Origin of the sequence: Allomuricauda sp. CAU 1633 (assembly GCF_017313225.1) — a bacterium.
Lineage (GTDB): Bacteria > Bacteroidota > Bacteroidia > Flavobacteriales > Flavobacteriaceae > Flagellimonas.
Genome location: NZ_JAFLNE010000004.1, coordinates 46,415 through 66,156, shown reverse-complemented (window position 1 = coordinate 66,156; position 19,742 = coordinate 46,415). Strand labels below are relative to the sequence as shown.

General features: G+C 43.5%; 14 protein-coding genes. 7 read left to right on the top strand and 7 right to left on the bottom strand.

Annotated elements, in window-relative coordinates; genetic code table 11:
* The first annotated feature begins 23 nt into the window (after positions 1–23).
* Positions 24–2,129, top strand: coding sequence for an ATP-dependent DNA helicase RecG (gene recG / locus J0X14_RS12395; protein ID WP_207098115.1), 2,106 nt, complete (start codon positions 24–26; stop codon positions 2,127–2,129).
* A gap of 46 nt (positions 2,130–2,175) precedes the next feature.
* Here the strand turns inward: recG and J0X14_RS12390 are convergent, their stop codons facing one another.
* Entirely contained in the window at positions 2,176–3,288 is a 1,113-nt protein-coding gene (locus J0X14_RS12390; protein WP_207098114.1) for a DUF2911 domain-containing protein, read from the bottom strand.
* Between the two features lie 332 nt (positions 3,289–3,620).
* Between J0X14_RS12390 and leuC the strand changes: the two genes are divergently transcribed.
* The 6 genes from leuC to J0X14_RS12360 all read left to right on the top strand — a co-directional run bounded on the left by leuC (position 3,621) and on the right by J0X14_RS12360 (position 11,100).
* Positions 3,621–5,033 carry a 3-isopropylmalate dehydratase large subunit gene (gene leuC / locus J0X14_RS12385; protein WP_207098113.1) on the top strand — a complete coding sequence of 471 codons (1,413 nt, stop codon included), beginning with the start codon at positions 3,621–3,623 and terminating at the stop codon, positions 5,031–5,033.
* Between the two features lie 51 nt (positions 5,034–5,084).
* Complete coding sequence (gene leuD / locus J0X14_RS12380) at positions 5,085–5,681, top strand: 3-isopropylmalate dehydratase small subunit (protein WP_207098112.1); 597 nt, start codon at positions 5,085–5,087, stop codon at positions 5,679–5,681.
* Positions 5,682–5,710: 29 nt separating this feature from the next.
* Positions 5,711–7,228: an alpha-isopropylmalate synthase regulatory domain-containing protein gene (locus J0X14_RS12375; protein ID WP_207098111.1), complete on the top strand. Its 1,518-nt coding sequence runs from the start codon at positions 5,711–5,713 to the stop codon at positions 7,226–7,228.
* A 34-nt stretch (positions 7,229–7,262) separates the two neighbouring features.
* Positions 7,263–8,321, top strand: coding sequence for a 3-isopropylmalate dehydrogenase (gene leuB / locus J0X14_RS12370; RefSeq protein ID WP_207098110.1), 1,059 nt, complete (start codon positions 7,263–7,265; stop codon positions 8,319–8,321).
* A 202-nt stretch (positions 8,322–8,523) separates the two neighbouring features.
* A complete protein-coding gene (locus J0X14_RS12365; protein ID WP_207098109.1) occupies positions 8,524–9,663 on the top strand; it encodes a hypothetical protein in 1,140 nt (379 codons plus the stop codon).
* Positions 9,664–9,903: 240 nt separating this feature from the next.
* Positions 9,904–11,100 carry a putative metal-binding motif-containing protein gene (locus J0X14_RS12360; protein WP_207098108.1) on the top strand — a complete coding sequence of 399 codons (1,197 nt, stop codon included), beginning with the start codon at positions 9,904–9,906 and terminating at the stop codon, positions 11,098–11,100.
* 95 nt (positions 11,101–11,195) lie between these two features.
* Here the strand turns inward: J0X14_RS12360 and J0X14_RS12355 are convergent, their stop codons facing one another.
* The 6 genes from J0X14_RS12355 to ilvD all read right to left on the bottom strand — a co-directional run bounded on the left by J0X14_RS12355 (position 11,196) and on the right by ilvD (position 19,726).
* Positions 11,196–12,788, bottom strand: a complete 1,593-nt coding sequence (locus J0X14_RS12355) for an NADP-dependent glyceraldehyde-3-phosphate dehydrogenase (RefSeq protein ID WP_207098107.1) — start codon at positions 12,786–12,788, stop codon at positions 11,196–11,198.
* 133 nt (positions 12,789–12,921) lie between these two features.
* Positions 12,922–14,187, bottom strand: a complete 1,266-nt coding sequence (ilvA, locus tag J0X14_RS12350) for a threonine ammonia-lyase (protein WP_207098106.1) — start codon at positions 14,185–14,187, stop codon at positions 12,922–12,924.
* An 18-nt stretch (positions 14,188–14,205) separates the two neighbouring features.
* Positions 14,206–15,681 carry a ketol-acid reductoisomerase gene (gene ilvC, locus J0X14_RS12345; protein ID WP_207098105.1) on the bottom strand — a complete coding sequence of 492 codons (1,476 nt, stop codon included), beginning with the start codon at positions 15,679–15,681 and terminating at the stop codon, positions 14,206–14,208.
* Between the two features lie 22 nt (positions 15,682–15,703).
* Positions 15,704–16,231: an acetolactate synthase small subunit gene (gene ilvN, locus J0X14_RS12340; RefSeq protein WP_207098104.1), complete on the bottom strand. Its 528-nt coding sequence runs from the start codon at positions 16,229–16,231 to the stop codon at positions 15,704–15,706.
* Between the two features lie 43 nt (positions 16,232–16,274).
* Positions 16,275–18,008 carry a biosynthetic-type acetolactate synthase large subunit gene (gene ilvB, locus J0X14_RS12335; RefSeq protein WP_207098103.1) on the bottom strand — a complete coding sequence of 578 codons (1,734 nt, stop codon included), beginning with the start codon at positions 18,006–18,008 and terminating at the stop codon, positions 16,275–16,277.
* A 41-nt stretch (positions 18,009–18,049) separates the two neighbouring features.
* Positions 18,050–19,726, bottom strand: a complete 1,677-nt coding sequence (gene ilvD, locus J0X14_RS12330) for a dihydroxy-acid dehydratase (protein WP_207098102.1) — start codon at positions 19,724–19,726, stop codon at positions 18,050–18,052.
* Between the last annotated feature and the right edge of the window lie 16 nt (positions 19,727–19,742).

Below are 19,742 nucleotides of genomic sequence, written 5' to 3'. Positions count from 1 at the left end.
TCCAAATTACATATTTTAGTTCGATGAATCCCAATTTTCTGCAAACTCCTATTCCTTATTTGAAAGGTGTCGGCCCCAACCGGGCAGATATCCTCAAGGCTGAACTGGGGATTGAAACCTACCGGGACCTTCTTCATCTGTTTCCCAATCGGTATTTGGACAAGACACAGTACTACAAAATTGCACAATTGCAACCCAGTGGCACCGATGTGCAAGTGGTTGGTAAAATCATTCATCTTAAAATGGTGGAACAAAAACGAGGAAAGCGACTCGTGGCCACTTTTGTTGATGAAACCGGACAAATGGAACTGGTTTGGTTCCGCGGACACAAATGGATTCGGGAGAATCTCAAAATCAATGAACCTTACGTGGTCTTTGGGCGAATTTCCAAATATGGCAACACCTTTTCCATGCCCCACCCAGAGATGGAACTGCTTTCCGAACATCAAAAGGGATTGAAAGTGGCCATGCAGCCCATTTATCCCTCCACAGAAAAATTGAGCGCCAAGGGAATCACCAATCGGGTGGTGGGAAAGATGATGCAGCAATTGTTTTTGGAGTCCAAAGGTCAGTTTTTGGAATCGTTGCCCAAACCTATTTTGGAAGAATTGCGCTTGATCTCCAAAAGCGAAGCACTTTTTAATATCCATTTTCCCAAAAATCAAGAATTGTTGGCCAAGGCCCAGTTCAGGTTGAAGTTTGAAGAGTTGTTTTTTGTGCAATTGCAGTTGATTTCCAAAAAACTGGTGCGAAAACAGAAAATTAAAGGTTTACCTTTTGAAAATGTTGGGGAAAATTTCACTTCTTTCTTTGAAAACCACCTCCCTTTTGAGCTGACCGATGCCCAAAAACGGGTCATTAAGGAAATTCGTGGTGACTTGGGCAGCAATGCACAAATGAACCGTTTATTGCAGGGTGATGTGGGCTCCGGAAAGACCATTGTGGCGCTCATGTGCATGCTTTTGGCCATGGACAATGGTTTCCAAGCCTGTTTAATGGCTCCCACCGAAATTTTGGCCAACCAACATTATAATGGATTAAAGGAATTATTGGGCAAAATGGATGTGAAAATTGCATTGCTGACCGGCTCTACAAAAAAATCGGAACGCACCTTGCTGCACAATCAATTGGAAAATGGGAATCTGAATATTTTGGTGGGCACCCATGCGGTTCTTGAGGACAAAGTGCAGTTCAAAAACCTGGGCTTGGCCATTGTGGATGAGCAACATCGGTTTGGAGTGGCACAGCGATCTAAACTTTGGCACAAGAATGACATTCCACCACATATTTTGGTAATGACAGCTACACCCATTCCCAGAACTTTGGCCATGAGTCTCTATGGGGATTTGGATGTTTCGGTGATTGATGAGCTCCCGCCGGGTCGAAAACCCATAAAGACCGTGCATCGCTATGACGCTAATCGCTTGAAGGTTTTTAAGTTCATCAAAGATGAAATCAGAAAGGGACGCCAAATTTATATTGTGTATCCTTTGATTCAGGAGTCCGAAGCGTTGGATTACAAAGATTTGATGGACGGTTATGAAAGCATTGCTCGAGAATTTCCCATGCCCGATTATCAAATTTCCATTGTACATGGCAAAATGAAGCCGGCTGAGAAGGATTATGAAATGGACCGCTTTGTAAAGGGTGAGACCCAAATTATGGTGGCAACCACCGTAATTGAAGTTGGCGTGAATGTTCCCAATGCCTCGGTAATGATCATTGAAAGTGCAGAACGATTCGGTCTTTCGCAATTGCACCAGCTTCGAGGTCGTGTTGGCCGAGGTGCGGAGCAGAGCTTTTGTATTTTGATGACGGGGCACAAACTATCGGAAGATGCCAAAACCCGTTTACAGACCATGGTCCACACCAACGACGGGTTTGAAATTGCCGAAGTGGATTTAAAACTCCGCGGCCCTGGGGACTTAATGGGCACCCAGCAAAGTGGACTATTGACTTTGAAGATTGCAGATATCGTAAAGGATAATCAAATCCTAAAAACAGCCCGCTACCATGCCATCCAATTGCTCAAAGATGATTCAAGACTGGAAAAGGAAGAAAATCGGCCCGTCCGTCTTGCTTATTCCAAAATGATGCAAAACAAAACGATTTGGAATTATATCAGCTAAAAAGCCCAGCTTTCGCCGGGCTTAGTATTCTATTTTTGTTAAATTTCTAATTGATGTCAGTTCCTGCCTCCAATTGCGTGATGTAACCCACAATCGCATTTTTGTTCAGTTGGTCCGGAGCCCTACCCTCTGCAATTTTTAGGTGTTTTAGCGCAGTTTTGTAATTGCCAACTGCCGAATAGCCTCTCGCCAGTCCAAAATCAACAGGCCAAGTTCCTTTGTTAGCTTTGGCATTCCATTTGAACACTGCCAAGGCTTCATCCTTTTTACCTTGAGCAATCAATTGCCTACCATACCCATGGATTTCAAACACCGTTCCCATTGGCATGGCTTCATCCATGACCGCTTTGGCCTCGGCTGTTTTTCCTTGTCGTTCCAAAATTTGGGCCTTAAGACTTAGATTGTTGAAGTTCTTTTGACTGAAGAATTGTCCTTCAATGGCAGCATTGGCCCAACTTAGCGCCTCATCCAAATCTCCTCCGTTGTTTAGGGCATAATTAGCTGCCTGCTCCCAAGTTTGTCGGTTAAAGCCGGGTGAGGTTTGCATTTGCTGACGGATTTCGGCTAAAACATTGGCCGTTACATCGGTCTCAGCAGTGAATGGTATTTGCTTTTTCTCCCATTTCAAGGATGCTACGGCAGAATTTGGTCCAACTTCATCAAAAGAATAGGTAAGCAGTTCCGTATGTGGAATTTCGTTGGTTTCCACATCTACCCGAAGCGCATCTTCAGAAGGCTCATAAAAATAACTTCCCCAAGCGCCATGATTATTGGAGAAAATCACCGTGGCTGTATTGTCTTCGTTCACAATCATGTGCAAACCATATTTTCCGGCGGGAAGGGTCTTTCCGCCAATGGTAAGATCGTGTGTGGTCTTGAACACCGTGTTTTCATTGGCACCTGCTCTCCAAGGAGATTCAGTAGCCGTTCCAAATCCAAGATTGTTCATACCATAAGGAACCAAGGCTCCCCAAATTTCCCGACCATTGACACTAGGTCTCGAATATGTAATAGTGATATCAGTATTACCGATACGCTGGGATACACTTGCCAATTGACTTCCTTGTGGGAGAAAGTCCAATTGTGCCGTTACGGTACTTGACATGAAAAGTACCATTGTTAGAATTGTGGCCGAAAAGGCCGTGTAGAATTTTTTCATTGCTCGTTGTTTGATTTAATTAATGAATATGTTATTGAGTAGCATTTCTCTAAAGTATGGAGGTTGTTGTTCTGGCAACGTTACAGCAATGTTAAAAAACAGCAGGCTTTGTTAAAAAATAATATACCTCCCTAAAATTCAAGGTATTACTATATATTATTAGGGTAATACATCGACCCGAAGTGATATTTGAAAATGTGGGGTGTACATTTGTTAGCTTTCCATGAATTTCATGAAAATCGAGGTTGAACATCGTAATTTTACAGACAACAAGAGGACAGGTTTTAAATCAAATTTTAACTTTGTTTGCTTACAAATTATTGAATCAGAAGATGAGTAAAACACTATTTGACAAAGTATGGGATTCCCATGTGGTTCAACATATTGAAAATGGTCCAGATGTACTGTTCATAGACCGACATTTGGTACATGAAGTAACGAGTCCCGTAGCGTTCTTGGGATTGAAGAACAGAGGCATTAAAGTGCTGTATCCAGAACGCACCTTTGCCACTGCCGATCACAATACCCCAACTCGAAATCAACATTTGCCGGTTCAAGACCCATTGTCCGCAAATCAGTTAAAGGCTTTGGAAGAAAACGCCAACGCCCACAATATTCCGTATTGGGGACTTGGACATAAGAAAAATGGAATCGTACACGTGATTGGTCCTGAAAATGGAATTACAGTTCCGGGGGCTACCATCGTTTGTGGAGATTCCCACACATCAACCCACGGTGCTTTTGGTGCCATTGCCTTCGGGATTGGAACTAGTGAGGTTGAAATGGTGCTTTCCACCCAATGCATTATGCAGCCCAAACCCAAACGGATGCGCATCAATATTAATGGTTCTTTGAATAAAGCGGTTACCCCTAAGGATGTAGCGTTGTTCATCATTTCGCAGTTGTCCACTTCTGGTGCCACCGGGTATTTTGTGGAATATGCTGGTGATGTGTTCAAAAATATGTCGATGGAAGGACGTATGACGGTGTGCAACCTAAGTATAGAAATGGGTGCCCGTGGCGGTATGATTGCCCCAGATGAAACCACATTCGATTATATCCAAGGTCGGGAGTACACTCCAAAAGGCAGCGATTGGGATACCGCCATGGAATATTGGAAAACTTTGTATTCCGATAGGGATGCCGTATTCGACAAAGAACTCACGTTCGAGGCCGGCGAGATTGAACCGATGATCACTTTCGGGACAAATCCTGGAATGGGAATGGGAATCAGCAACAACATTCCTATGGCTGAAACTATAGATGGTGCAGTCGCCACCTTTAAAAAATCCTTGGAATACATGGATTACAATGAAGGTGAAGCCATGGTGGGCAAACCTATCGACTTTGTGTTCTTGGGAAGCTGTACCAATGGTAGAATTGAAGACTTTAGAGCCTTTGCTTCTATTGTAAAAGGAAGAAAAAAGGCCGATAATGTTACGGCATGGCTGGTTCCTGGTTCACACAAAGTGGAAGAAGCGATAAGGGAAGAAGGTATTCTGGACATTTTGGAGGAAGCTGGTTTTGAGCTTCGCGAACCTGGGTGTTCCGCTTGTTTGGCCATGAACGATGATAAGATTCCCGCTGGTAAATATGCCGTAAGTACCTCCAACCGAAACTTTGAAGGGCGACAAGGTCCTGGAGCACGTACGCTTTTGGCAAGTCCATTGGTGGCCGCAGCTGCAGCCGTAACCGGAAAGGTGACCGACCCAAGGGAACTCATGCAAGAAGAAGCATTTGCTTAGCAATAAAATTAACCATTGTTAATTGATAATTGACAACTGAAAATTGAAAAGATGGCTTACGATAAATTCAACATATTAAAAAGTACTGCGGTACCCATGCCGATTGAGAATGTGGATACCGACCAAATCATCCCTGCCCGTTTCCTAAAAGCAACGGAGCGTAAAGGTTTTGGCGACAATCTTTTCCGTGATTGGCGATACAATTCTGATGGAACTCCGAAGGAACATTTCGTTCTAAACAATCCCATTTACAGTGGAAAAATTCTTGTCGGTGGCAAAAACTTCGGTTCCGGTTCTTCCAGAGAACACGCTGCCTGGGCTGTTTATGACTATGGCTTCAGATGCGTGGTCTCCAGCTTTTTTGCGGATATTTTCAGAGGAAACTGTTTAAACATTGGTGTTCTTCCGGTACAAGTGAGTCCAGAATTTTTGGACAAGATTTTCACCGCTATTGAAGCTGACCCTAATACCGAATTGGAAGTCAATCTGCCTGAGCAGAAAATCACCATTTTGGCCACTGGGGAAAGTGAACCCTTTGAAATCAACGGATACAAAAAACAGAACATGCTCAATGGTTTTGATGATATCGATTACCTATTGAACATCAAAAAAGGTATTGAGGAGTTTGCAGAAAGCACTCCACTGTAAAATAGGCCTGTAGAACACGGCATCAAAAAATGAAAGCACGCACCATTGAAATCATGGACACCACCCTACGGGATGGTGAACAAACCTCTGGGGTTTCCTTCTCCGCTTCCGAAAAACTCACCTTGGCTAAATTGCTTTTGGAAGAACTTAAAGTTGACCGTATTGAAGTGGCCTCTGCCCGAGTCTCAGAAGGGGAATTGAAAGCCGTTCAGAACATTACGGAATGGGCAGCTGCCGAAGGGTACCTTTCCAAAGTGGAGGTATTGACCTTTGTGGACAATGGGGTTTCTCTAAAATGGATGCAGGAAGCGGGTGCTAAAGTTCAAAACCTATTGACCAAAGGGTCCTTAAATCACTTGACCCATCAGTTAAAGAAAACACCTGAACAACATTTTAAGGATATTGAAAATGTGGTGCTCAAAGGTCAGGAATTGGGCATTGAGACCAACGTATATCTAGAAGATTGGAGCAACGGAATGCGGAATTCCCCAGAATATGTTTTCCAATTTTTGGATTTTCTAACTTCCCAACCTCTAAAACGGATTTTACTGCCGGATACATTAGGGGTGTTAACACATAATGAAACTGGAGACTTCCTAAAGAAAATTATTGAGCGTTATCCGGATACCCATTTCGATTTTCACGGGCATAATGACTATGATCTTAGCGTAGCCAATGTCATGGAAGCGGTCAAGGCAGGTTGTCATGGTTTGCACCTTACCGTAAATGGAATGGGTGAGCGCGCCGGAAATGCTCCTTTGGCCAGTGTAGTGGCCGTCATCAACGATTTTTTGCCTGAAGTTACCATCGGCGTTAAGGAATCCTCTCTGTATAAAGTAAGTAAATTGGTGTCTGCTTTTACGGGTTTCAGCATTCCTGACAACAAACCAATTGTAGGAGATAATGTTTTTACGCAAACTGCTGGAATACATGCAGATGGAGACAGTAAAAAGAATCTATACTTTAATGATTTACTACCAGAAAGATTCGGAAGAAAGCGCAAATATGCCCTAGGCAAAACATCGGGGAAAGCTAACATCCAAAAGAACCTTCAGGAGTTGGGATTGACCCTAAATGATGATGAGCTTAAAAAGGTAACCGAACGCATCATCGAACTGGGTGATAAAAAGGAACGGGTCACCAAAGATGACCTTCCTTATATCATTTCAGATGTATTGGATAGCAATCTCCACCAGCAAAAGGTGTTTGTAAAGTCCTATGTACTGACCCACTCTAAAGGGTTGAAACCCTCCACCACCCTTTCCATTGAAATTGAAGGTAAAATTTATGAGGAAAGTGCCCAAGGAGATGGCCAGTTCGACGCTTTTATCAACGCATTGAAAAAAGTGTACAAAAAAGAGAATCGGGAATTGCCCAAATTGGTAGATTATGCAGTGCGAATCCCTCCAGGGAGTAATTCGGACGCCCTTTGCGAGACCGTAATCACGTGGCAAACCAAGGAAAAGGACTTTACCACCCGAGGTTTGGATTCAGACCAAACGGTATCCGCAATAAAAGCTACCGAAAAAATGCTCAACCTAGTTTAAAAAACAATATACCAGAAACGAATAACCTGAATACATGAAATTGAACATAGCCCTTTTGGCCGGGGATGGAATCGGCCCCGAAGTCATAGATCAAGCCGTAAAAGTATCCGACGCCGTTGCTGCCAAATTCGGACATGAAATATCCTGGACACCCGCCTTGACCGGTGCTGCCGCCATTGATGCCGTTGGAGAGCCCTATCCGGATGAAACTCATGATATCTGCGTAGCGGCCGATGCCGTGCTATTTGGAGCCATTGGCCATCCGCGTTTTGACAACGACCCATCCGCAAAGGTGCGTCCAGAACAAGGCTTGTTGAAGATGCGTCAAAAATTGGGGCTTTTTGCCAATGTGCGCCCTACCTTCACCTTTCCTTCCTTGATTGACAAATCGCCTTTAAAAAAGGACCGAATTGAAGGAACCGATTTGGTTTTCTTACGTGAACTTACAGGAGGCATCTACTTTGGTAAACGAGGTCGGGAGGATAATGATAACACCGCCTACGATACCTGTACCTACACCCGTTCTGAAGTGGAGCGTTTGGCCCGTAAAGGCTTTGAAATGGCCCAACAACGCAACAAAAAACTGTGTTGCGTGGACAAAGCCAATGTATTGGAAACCTCGCGTTTATGGCGAGAAACTGTTCAAAAATTGGAAAAGGAATATCCAGATGTGGAAGTTTCTTATGAGTTTGTGGATGCCACAGCCATGCGTTTAGTCCAATGGCCCAACTCCTACGATGTATTGATTACCGAAAACCTTTTTGGGGATATCTTGACTGATGAAGCTTCAGTAATCTCAGGTTCAATGGGATTGATGCCATCTGCTTCATTGGGAGAGAAAACATCTTTGTTTGAACCCATTCATGGTTCTTACCCACAAGCAGCTGGGAAAGATATTGCCAACCCATTAGCCACTGTATTGTCCGCTGCCATGATGTTTGAAACCGCTTTTGGCTTACAGGACGAAGCAGATGCCATTCGTGCCGTGGTAAATAAATCACTTGCAGAAGGTGTGGTGACCGAAGACCTTGCCGAAGGTGGCAAAGCCTACAAAACCAGTGAGGTAGGAGATTGGCTCGCCGCCAACATCTAAACGCAAATAACCAACTTTCAATATTGAAGCCCCATTTCGGGGCTTTTTTTATGCGACTTTTTATTGTTTTGTTATTCAAACAGGTCATTGTTCACTGATAATTGACTATCCGTCAACCCAAACAAAGCATCCCTCAAATAGCAGGTGTTCATCCATACCCTTCCCATTACTTTTGGTGTTAAGTGTTCAAAAACAACCTGTTATGAAAAAAATTGTATTCACTCTATTATTGGTCACCCCTTTATTCATCATAGGGCAAAAAAAGATAAAGACCAAAACCACCCCTTTGGGATGGTCCTACACCATAGCCCCGCTTATAGATTTGCCTGATGAAACAAAAGCCTATTCCATAGCTGTTGACACAAACTTAGATCCTATGGACTTTTGGGATGAGCTCAATTGGAATCAACAGGTGTCCGAAAAGAATCCCGAAAAACGTCAATTATTATACCAACAGGCTGTGCAAGACACATTAAATAAATGGACCAAAAACTATTTGGAACTAAGTGATGCTAAGTTCAATCGAACCAACTCTTCTCCAGACTTCACCATAACACTTGTTACCGAAACTTTTACCATTGACAGTCTGCCAACAGCCATAGATTATTCCAATCAAGATGCTGTTCTTGGTGAAATTAATGTATCTGCCACTCTTACCGTACAGACCGCACAAGGCAAAACTATACTTCAAAAAAAAATTCCTTATTACATTGATGACCCAGATGGACCTACCACCACATTGCGACTTCGCCATTTCATACTAAACCCCGCTTTTAAGTTAAAACTGAAACTCACTAAGAAACCAGAAAAACAAAGAAGTTTGTTGACCAATCGGATTAAACGATTTGAAGCGGATATCTTAGAATCATTTATGCAAGAAGCAGGCAATATCTTGAAAAACAACTTCCTTTTTCAACAAAAAGATGCTTATGGTGCCATGTTCGTCTTTAAGGATAAAGAATATGACCAATTCAATAAGCATGCAGAAGCTTCGGAGGAAGCTATAAACTCCTTATCTGCACTCAGCAAGAAAAAACGGAAAACTTTGGAGGAAATACGTCCCATCTTAGAATCTGCAGTAATCCTGTGGCAAAAAGAACTCCCTAAATCCAATCACCCTGATGTACAGGATGCACTCAACGCAAACATTGCTCTCGCTTCGCTTCTCCTGGACGATATGATAGCCGCAAAACTCCATTTAAGCAATATTCCAGATGTTGAAAACTTAGATAAGAAAATGATGGTAATGGGAAGTTCAAATTACTACCTAAAAGGACTCCAAGAGGCTATTTCAATAAAGGAAGACAGTGGTGATCGCGTGCAAGTATACCAATCTGAATAAAAATTTCTCCAACCTAACCATTACAAAGGCCATCAAAAAATTTTGATGGCCCTTTTATTTCTATAGAATATAATCCGTGCTTAAAAAGTTGCTCACTTTGGCTTTTATTAATCAATTGAAATCAGCCATTCGTCAATTCGGTGTGAAGTAACTCTTTAATAGCATATAGATTTGGTTTTCAACATAGCTTCACTTGACAAGGTGAACGATTCAATATTGAATTAATACAAATCCATAATTATGAAAAAAAACAGTTTATTCACACTGCTGCTTATGGCTTCCTTCTGTTTGCTATCTTCTTGCAGCAAAGATGATCCCTGCAAAGAGTCAACTTTTTACAAAGATGCCGATAATGATGGTTTCGGTGATGCTTCCAATTCCCAAAAAGCCTGTACCCAACCCACTGGCTATGTGGCCAACAGCACGGATGCCGACGACACCAATGCTGCCATATTCCCCGGGTGTACAGAGATTACCTATTACATGGATGCTGATGGTGATGGGTTTGGTGATGCCGCCAACTCCCAGAGTGCATGTGTACAGCCCATCGGTTTTGTGACCACCAATACTGATCCAGATGACAACAACGCCGCGTTATTCCCTGGTTGTACTCAGGTCACATATTATCTGGACTTTGATGAGGATGGTTACGGAGATCCTGAAACATCCATAAGTTCTTGCATCCAAATTAACGGATACGTATTGGACAATACTGATTGTAATGATGAAGACGCCGCCATACACCCTGGGGCTACAGATGACCCGAATGACGGAATTGATAGCGATTGTGACGGGGAAGAAGAAATCATTTCAATTATTTGGACCGGAGCAGATATCACATTCACCAAAGCAGCCAATGCCGATTGGACACTCCCCGAAAATCAAGACCATATTACGGAAAAAGTGGTCTTTACCCGCCAAAATAAAGGGCCTTTATATAACTATCAATGGTGGCAGGATACTTTTGGAGAAGATGCCGTGCATTCAAGTGGACTTACATCGGATCTTGCTTTTGACTTTTGGAATGGAGGTGGATTAGGAGCTGTTCCTGTCAAGGAAGCCTCTGAAATTAATCCAAGCGGAGGTACTAAAGATGTGAGATGGGCTATTTTGGATCCCGGTCAGGGCAATTACCCAAACTCTTCTTGGGAAAATTTTGCCCTTTATGGAAATCTTGGAGATTCTACTCATTTTTACAGTTTCAATAATATTGCTACGATGATTCAAGTGTTGAACAATGGGGAAACAATAAGTGATGTTATTGATAACTTTACACTAAACCCAAGTAGTTCTGATGTTTTTATAGGCGATGTGATAGTTGGCCCCGAATTGGGGGTATGGCTAGTAGAAGAGGATATTTACCTAACTCTTACCTTCACCGAATGGGGGCAGGTAAGTGGAGGTAGTATTTCCTATACCCGTTCCACACCTAACTAATTATATTGTTTCTCATATTATAGTATTTAATATAAATAAAAGCCTTGGGGAAAAACCCAAGGCTTTTATTTTGTTCACCCAGTCTGAGATTTCTATTACAAAATATAATCCGTACTCAAAAAGTTACTCACTTTGGCTTCCATCAATTGCTCAATGGTGTTGGTGTTCAATTCATTGTCCTTAAACGCCACAAAAGTTCGGATAGAGAACGAACGTAGGGCATCATGCACACTCAAGGTGGACTGCGCAGAATCCTTTCGGCCAGTAAATGGATATACATCAGGGCCACGTTGACAAGAACTGTTCAGGTTTACCCGGCACACCAAATTGGCCAGTGAATCAATCAGAGGAGATAGGGTATATACATCCTTTCCAAAGAGACTAACCTGCTGCCCATAGTTGGACTCAGCCATGTCATCTAAAGGTTCTTCAATATCTTTAAAAGAAAGTACCGGAATCACGGGACCAAACTGCTCCTCTTCATACACCCGCATATCCTTAGTTACTGGATAAAGCACCGCAGGCCAGATGTAATTGTCAAAATGCTTCCCTCCTTTTTTGTTTTTTATTTTGGCGCCTTTGGTTTGGGCATCATCCAACAATTCTTGGATATAGGCTGGCTTCCCAGGTTCTGGAAGTGGAGTTAGACTTACCCCCTTCTCCCATGGATTTCCAAACTTAAGGGAGTCCACTTTTTCAGAAAACCGTTTTAAAAACTCGTCTTTAATGTCCTCATGAACATATACCACTTTAAGCGCAGTACAACGCTGGCCGTTAAAGGAAAGTGTTCCAGCAATACATTCGTTGATGGTAAGGTCCAAGTCAGCATCTGGTAAAACAATGGCTGGGTTTTTGGCCTCCAGCCCCAATACCAAGCGAAGCCGGTTACTTTTTGGGTGCTGTTCTTGCAACGCATTGGCCGATTTGCTGTTACCAATCAAAGCCAAAACATCCACCTTACCCGTTTTCATGATCGGGGCGGCCACAGCTCTTCCCCTACCAAAAATAATGTTCACCACACCCTTTGGGAAACTGCTTCTGAATGCTTCCAAAAGTGGTGTAATCAAAAGTACTCCGTGTTTGGCGGGTTTGAATATGGTGGTGTTCCCCATGATAATGGCCGGAATCAACAAAGCAAAAGTTTCATTGAGTGGATAGTTGTAAGGCCCTAAACAAAGAACAACTCCCAAAGGCCCTCTTCGGATGTGGGCATATACCCCATCGTGCTTCTGAAACTTGGCCGAATCACGGTCTAACTGCTTATAGTCTTCAATGGTATCATAAATATACTCAACGGTACGATCAAATTCCTTATAGGAATCTGGTTGTGATTTGCCGATTTCCCACATCAGTAGTTTCACGACCTCTTCCCGTTTTTGCTCCATTCGCTTCACGAATGCTTCCATACATTCAATACGGTCCTTCACTTTCATGGTAGGCCACACCCCTTGTCCTTGGTCATACGCTCCCAAAGCAGCCTCCAATGCCTCTAATGCTTCAGGCTCGCCCATATCGGGAATGCTTCCCAAGGTTGTAGGAGCATAGTCCTCTGTGGAAGAAATGGTAGAAATTACCGGAGTGGTATTTCCCTCCCATTTGCGTAACTCCCCATTTACCAAATAGGTTTTTTGATGGATTTCTTGTGTAATTTGAAGTGCTTCGGGAATTGCTGTTGCAGTAGCTGGCATGTGTTGTTGTTTTTATGAGTGTTATCCAAGTGAATCGTCGTTCACATAGTACAAAGCTAACACAAAAACAGGTGAAAACGACCTCATTTACACTAGCTTAAAATCGCAAACGATTGAAAATTTGTTATACCAATCACACGAGGTATTGGAACAGGTCAGGTTTATCGTTCAGGTAATCGCCAAAGAAGTTATTGGCTTTCATTCGTTGAATGAGGGGTTCCAAATCGGCTGATGACTTTAATTCAATCCCTACCACAGCAGGTGCATTCTCCCTGCTCGATTTTTTGGAATATTCAAAGTGGGTGATGTCATCATCTGGTCCCAAAATGTCGGCCACAAATTCCTTTAAGGCGCCAGGACGCTGTGGAAACCGAACAATAAAATAATGCTTTAGGTTGGCATAGAGTAACGCACGCTCTTTGATTTCAGCGGTTCTGGTAATGTCGTTATTACTCCCGCTGATGATGCAGACCACGTTTTTCCCTTTAATCTCATCAGCATAATCATCCAAAACAGCAATGGTGAGTGCTCCCGCAGGTTCCACCACAATGGCATCACGGTTATAAAGGTCTAAAATGGTTTGACATACTTTCCCTTCGGGAACGGTAGATACTTGATAGAGATGGTCTCGACAAATCGGGAACGTCAACTGCCCCACTTTTTGGACAGCAGCACCATCGATGAACTTATCAATGTTCTGCAATTCGACCAATTCCCCTTTTTCGATTGATTTTTTGAGTGAAGGTGCTCCTTCTGGTTCCACACCAATGATTTTGGTCTGAGGAGAAAGTGCTTGAAATGTGCCACATAGCCCTGAAGCGAGTCCGCCACCTCCTACCGCGGCAAAAACATAATCGATGGGGTCATTGGATTGCTGTAGGATTTCCAACCCCACCGTAGCCTGACCTTCAATGATTTTTTCATCATCAAAGGGGTGTACAAAGGTCTTGCCTTCCTGTTTACAGAATGCTTGGGCCGCTTTGTTGGAATCATCAAATGTATCGCCTTCCAACACCACTTTCACCCATTCCCCGCCAAACATTTTGGTCTGGTCAATTTTTTGTTTTGGGGTAACGACAGGCATGTAGATTGTCCCTTCCACATGCAAATGGCTACAGGCAAAGGCCACACCTTGGGCATGGTTTCCTGCACTGGCACAGACCACTCCCTTTTTTAGTTCATCTTGGGTCAGCGAACTGATTTTATTGTATGCTCCGCGAATCTTATAACTACGAACGCGATGCAAATCCTCTCGTTTTAAAAGGATATTGGCCCCATATTTTTTGGAATAGCGGATACTTTGCTGCAATGGCGTCTCGTCAGCAACTTGCCGAATCGTTTTTGCTGCCTGATAAATATCCGCTATTTGTGGAAAATACATGTCCACTGCTTTATCCATGGGGCCAATGGGTTTGTTTTATCCGATGGGCTTCATGGCGGTCATGGAAGCACGCAACCGTGCACCAACGACCTCAACGTCATGCTCACGGATAGCTTTATTAACCGCAATCAACTTAATGTTGTCCACACCGGTGTCTTTTCCTTCGCCGAAATGCTTACCAATAACATCAGTTTCGATTTTCTTCATGAAATCGGTCAACAAAGGCTTGCAAGCATGATCAAACAAGTAGCAACCATACTCAGCGGTGTCTGAAATTACTCGGTTCATCTCGAACAATTTCTTTCTAGCGATGGTATTGGCAATCAAAGGCGTTTCATGAAGTGACTCGTAGTACGCAGATTCGCCAATGATTCCGGATTCCGTCATGGTCTCATAGGCCAATTCAACCCCAGATTTTACAAAAGCGACCATCAACACCCCATTATCGTAGTATTCTTGTTCTGAAATGGACACATCGCCAGCAGGAGTCTTTTCAAAAGCAGTTTCTCCTGTAGCAGCACGCCAATCCAATAGGTTTTTATCGCCATTGTCCCAATCTTCCATCATGGTTTTGGAGAAATGACCGCTCATGATATCATCCATGTGCTTTTGGAACAACGGACGCATGATTTCTTTCAATTCTTCAGCCAAATCAAAAGCCTTGATCTTGGCAGGATTGGACAAACGGTCCATCATATTGGTAATACCTCCTTGTTTCAATCCCTCTGTAATGGTTTCCCATCCGTATTGAATCAATTTAGAGGCGTATCCGGTATCAACACCTTTTTCAATCATTTTATTGAAGGAAAGGATAGACCCTGTCTGCAACAAACCACAAAGAATAGTCTGCTCACCCATCAAATCTGACTTTACTTCAGCAACAAAGGAAGATTCCAACACACCCGCCTTATCACCACCTGTCCCAGCAGCGTATGCTTTGGCCTGTTCCAAACCTTTTCCCTCTGGGTCATTTTCTGGGTGAACGGCAATCAAGGTCGGTACTCCAAAACCTCTTTTGTATTCTTCACGCACTTCAGAACCTGGACTTTTTGGTGCCACCATGATTACGGTAAGGTCCTCACGAACCTGCATTCCCTCTTCCACAATATTGAATCCGTGGGAGTACGACAAGGTAGCCCCTTTCTTCATCAATGGCATAACAGTACCCACAACATTGGTGTGTTGTTTGTCCGGAGTAAGGTTGATGACCAAGTCTGCAGTAGGAATCAACTCTTCATACGTACCAACGGTGAAATTGTTTTCGCTGGCATTTTTAAAGGATTGTCTCTGCTCTTTTATGGCGGCTGCACGCAATGCATAAGAAATATCCAATCCGGAATCCCTCATGTTCAAACCTTGGTTCAAGCCTTGTGCGCCACAGCCCACAATTACAATTTTCTTGCCTTTTAAAGCGGTAACACCATCAGCAAATTCGCTGGGGTCCATAAACCTACATTTTCCCAATTGGGTCAATTGATCACGAAGCGATAGTGTGTTGAAGTAATTTGCCATTTTTTGTATGTGATTTTACTATTTATTGATTTTGAAATTCTGCTAAAATATTGGTGATGGGCATCGCATCTTTACTCACAGCGATTCTTCCCGTACGCACAAACTGCATGATGCCATAGGGTTCCAGCGCCTCGTGCATTTCGTCAATCTCATGTCTGCGACCTGTTTTTGCCAAAACGAAAAATTCACGGCTTACGGTGACAATCTGGGAATGGTGCTCTTTGATGATATTTTGAATTTGACGTTCATCGAACAACAAATGGGAGGCAACTTTGAACAAGGCCGACTCCTGATAAATGGTTTCATCATCCGTATGGTAGTAGGCCTTGATGACCTCTACCTGCTTCTCAATTTGATTGACAATCTTGATGGCCCAGTCTTCAGTAGAGTAAATTACGATTGTGAATTTAGAAACTCCATCAATCTCTGATTTTGAAACATTTAAACTTTCTATATTGATGTGTCGCTTTAAGAATATTCCTGATATTCTGTTTAGCAATCCCACATGATTTTCGGAGTAAACCGAAATGGTAAACCACTGTTTTTCCATGCTTATTTTATTTTAACTGCAACGCTGTGCGAATCAAATCTTATTATTTTAATATGATATCGGAAATAGAAGCTCCTGTTGGAACCATGGGGAATACATTATCTTCCTTCTCCACCCGAACTTCCAAGAAATAAGGGTCTTTGGAAGCCATCATTTCTTCCACGGCATCTTTCAATTCTGAACGTTCCACTACCCTTCTGGATTTGATGTGATAACCTTCGGCTATTTTTACGAAATCCGGGTTGGTCATTACCGTTGAAGCGTAACGTCTTTCAAAGAAAAGTTCTTGCCACTGGCGTACCATTCCCAAGTGATCGTTGTTCAACACCACAATTTTTACAGGAAGGTTATGTTGAAAAATAACCCCAAGCTCTTGAATGGTCATTTGGTACCCACCATCTCCGATAATTGCCACCACTTCACGGTCCATGGCGCCCATTTTGGCTCCAATGGCCGCTGGAAGTGCAAATCCCATAGTACCCAAACCACCAGAAGTAATATTACTTTTGGTCTGTTTGAATTTAGCATATCGACAGGCTATCATTTGGTGCTGACCCACATCAGACACAATAACTGCTTTGTGTTTTGAAGCCACATTAATTTGCTCAATCACCTCACCCATGGTAAGTCCAGGCTTGGTGGGGTATATATCTTTTTCGATTAATGTATCATACTCGATTTTGTGTTTTGCTTCAAACTCGGCCAACCATTCCTTATGCTCATTTTTGTTTACCAAAGGCAATAGTAGTTCCAAGGTTTCCTTGGCATTCCCTAAAACGGCAACATCCGCTTTTACGTTCTTATTGACTTCGGCTGGGTCTATCTCAAAATGAATGACCTTGGCCTGCTTGGCATAAGTTTCCAAATTTCCGGTTACCCTATCATCAAAGCGCATACCAATGGCAACAAGCACATCGCATTCATTAGTCAAGACGTTGGGGCCATAATTTCCATGCATACCCACCATGCCCACATTCAATGGGTGGTCGGTATCCATTGCGGAAAGTCCCAAAATAGTCCACGCGGCTGGAATGCCTGCTTTTTCAACCAACGCTTTAAGCTGTTCTTCTGCCTCACCTAAAATCACGCCTTGTCCAAAAACGATATAGGGCTTTTTGGCGTTGTTAATCAATTCGGCGGCTTTTTCAATGGCGCTCAACTCTGGTTCGGGAGCTGGTTTATAGCTTCTTACCCCAGTACATTTCTCATACACAAAATCCAACTCATCAAACTGGGCATTTTTGGTTATGTCAACCAAAACTGGACCCGGTCTGCCCGACTTGGCAATATAAAACGCCTTCGCCATGATCTCAGGGATTTCCTCAGCACGGGTAATCTGATAATTCCACTTGGTCACTGGGGTGGAAATTCCAACGATGTCCGTTTCTTGGAAGGCATCAGAGCCCAACAAATGCCGCGCTACCTGTCCGGTAATGCATACCATCGGGGTGGAATCTATTTGGGCATCAGCAATACCAGTCACCAAATTTGTGGCACCTGGACCGGAAGTGGCCATGGCCACACCTACCCTACCACTAACCCGCGCATACCCTTGAGCAGCATGGGTGGCCCCTTGCTCGTGCCTCGTGAGGATATGGGTCAATTTATCCTGAAATTTATATAGCTCATCATACACAGGCATGATGGCTCCTCCGGGGTATCCATAAATCAAATCAACCCCTTCCGCCAACAAACAATGTATGATTGCCTCAGCACCGGTGATACGTATCGCAGTGCTCTTTTTCTTGTCTTTCTTTTGTGCTTTCAATGTTTCCATAAGCGTATATTTTAGGGAAATACACCCTTAACTTTAATAAATTATATCATATCGGTAACACAGCCTTTGGATGCTGATGATACCATTTTTGCGTATTTATATAGACTTCCTGATTTGATTTTCAACTCAGGTTGTTTCCATTCTTTTCTTCGTTGCTCCAGCTCTTCGTCTGAAATATTGATGTTGATGGTATTGTTCACGGCATCGATGGTGATTTCATCCCCATCTTTCACCAAGGCAATACCTCCACCCACTTGGGCTTCCGGAGAAACGTGGCCAACCACAAAACCGTGGGAACCTCCGGAGAAACGTCCGTCGGTAATCAAAGCGACATCTTTCCCCAAACCAGCACCCATAATGGCAGATGTAGGTTTCAACATTTCCGGCATACCGGGAGCACCTTTCGGACCTTCATACCTAATGACCACTACATCACCTTTTTGTACTTTTCCTGTGTGAATTCCTTCGTTAACGGCTGTTTCGCTATCAAACACGCGTGCAGTTCCGGTAAATTCCAATCCTTCTTTTCCAGTGATTTTTGCGACAGCACCTTCGGTGGCCAAATTTCCATAAAGGATTCGGATGTGACCCGTTTCTTTGATGGGTTGGTCTTTCTTTCGGATGATATCCTGCCCTTCCACCAAATCTGGGGCATCCAATAGATTTTCCGCCAAAGTTCTTCCGGTCACGGTCATACAGTCGCCATGCAACATGCCTTCCTTCAACATATATTTTAACACTGCTGGAACACCACCCACTTTGTGCAGGTCTTCCATCAAGTACTTTCCGCTAGGTTTTAAATCGGCCAACAAGGGTGTGCTTTCACTGATTCGGGTGATGTCTTCCAAGGTGAAGTCTACATCACCAGCATGGGCAATGGCCATAAAGTGCAGCACTGCATTGGTAGAGCCGCCCAGCACCGTTACCAATCGGAAAGCATTTTCCAAGGATTTCTTGGTTACAATGTCACGAGGTTTGATATCCTCTCGTAACAAGTGTAGCATCGCTTCACCAGCAGCCTCACAATCCGCTCCTTTTTTGGCATTTACAGCAGGGATGGACGAGTTAAACGGCAAAGACATTCCCATAGCTTCAATAGCAGATGCCATGGTATTGGCGGTATACATTCCACCACAAGCACCTGCCCCGGGACAAGCCTTGTGAATCACTTCTTTGAACTCTGTTTCATCAATGGTCCCTGCTACGCGTTGTCCATAGGCTTCAAAAGCGGAAATAATGTCCAATTTTTTATCCTTATGGCAGCCTGGAGCGATGGTTCCGCCATATACCAAAATGGAAGGTCGGTTCAAACGCAGTTGCGCCATTAAGGCACCTGGCATATTCTTATCGCACCCTACAACGGTCACAAGTCCATCATAGCTCATGGCTTGAACCACAGTTTCCATGGAATCTGCAATAATGTCTCTGGATGGAAGCGAGTAACGCATTCCGGGGGTGCCGTTGGAGATACCATCACTCACGCCAATGGTATTGAAAATAAGCCCGACCAAGTTGGAAGCCTCTGCCCCTCGCTTGACATCGAGTGCCAGTTTGTTCAAATGCATGTTACAGGGGTTGCCTTCGTAACCTGTACTGGCAATTCCTATAAACGGTTTTTGTAAATCTTCATCCGTCAATCCCAACGCGTGCAACATGGCTTGTGCAGCAGGTAGCGTAGGGTCTTGGGTCACAGTTTTGCTAAACTTGTTCAATTCCATTGTAAAATTTCATTCA

Excerpts from the sequence above, each read along its gene's own strand:
- ilvN (WP_207098104.1), bottom strand. The coding sequence starts at position 16,231 with ATGGAAAAACAGTGGTTTACCATTTCGGTTTACTCCGAAAATCATGTG.
- ilvD (WP_207098102.1), bottom strand. The coding sequence starts at position 19,726 with ATGGAATTGAACAAGTTTAGCAAAACTGTGACCCAAGACCCTACGCTA.
- J0X14_RS12355 (WP_207098107.1), bottom strand. The coding sequence starts at position 12,788 with ATGCCAGCTACTGCAACAGCAATTCCCGAAGCACTTCAAATTACACAA.
- J0X14_RS12365 (WP_207098109.1), top strand. The coding sequence starts at position 8,524 with ATGAAAAAAATTGTATTCACTCTATTATTGGTCACCCCTTTATTCATC.
- J0X14_RS12375 (WP_207098111.1), top strand. The coding sequence starts at position 5,711 with ATGAAAGCACGCACCATTGAAATCATGGACACCACCCTACGGGATGGT.
- leuC (WP_207098113.1), top strand. The coding sequence starts at position 3,621 with ATGAGTAAAACACTATTTGACAAAGTATGGGATTCCCATGTGGTTCAA.
- ilvB (WP_207098103.1), bottom strand. The coding sequence starts at position 18,008 with ATGGAAACATTGAAAGCACAAAAGAAAGACAAGAAAAAGAGCACTGCG.
- leuD (WP_207098112.1), top strand. The coding sequence starts at position 5,085 with ATGGCTTACGATAAATTCAACATATTAAAAAGTACTGCGGTACCCATG.
- J0X14_RS12390 (WP_207098114.1), bottom strand. The coding sequence starts at position 3,288 with ATGAAAAAATTCTACACGGCCTTTTCGGCCACAATTCTAACAATGGTA.
- ilvA (WP_207098106.1), bottom strand. The coding sequence starts at position 14,187 with ATGGATAAAGCAGTGGACATGTATTTTCCACAAATAGCGGATATTTAT.
- leuB (WP_207098110.1), top strand. The coding sequence starts at position 7,263 with ATGAAATTGAACATAGCCCTTTTGGCCGGGGATGGAATCGGCCCCGAA.
- recG (WP_207098115.1), top strand. The coding sequence starts at position 24 with ATGAATCCCAATTTTCTGCAAACTCCTATTCCTTATTTGAAAGGTGTC.
- J0X14_RS12360 (WP_207098108.1), top strand. The coding sequence starts at position 9,904 with ATGAAAAAAAACAGTTTATTCACACTGCTGCTTATGGCTTCCTTCTGT.
- ilvC (WP_207098105.1), bottom strand. The coding sequence starts at position 15,681 with ATGGCAAATTACTTCAACACACTATCGCTTCGTGATCAATTGACCCAA.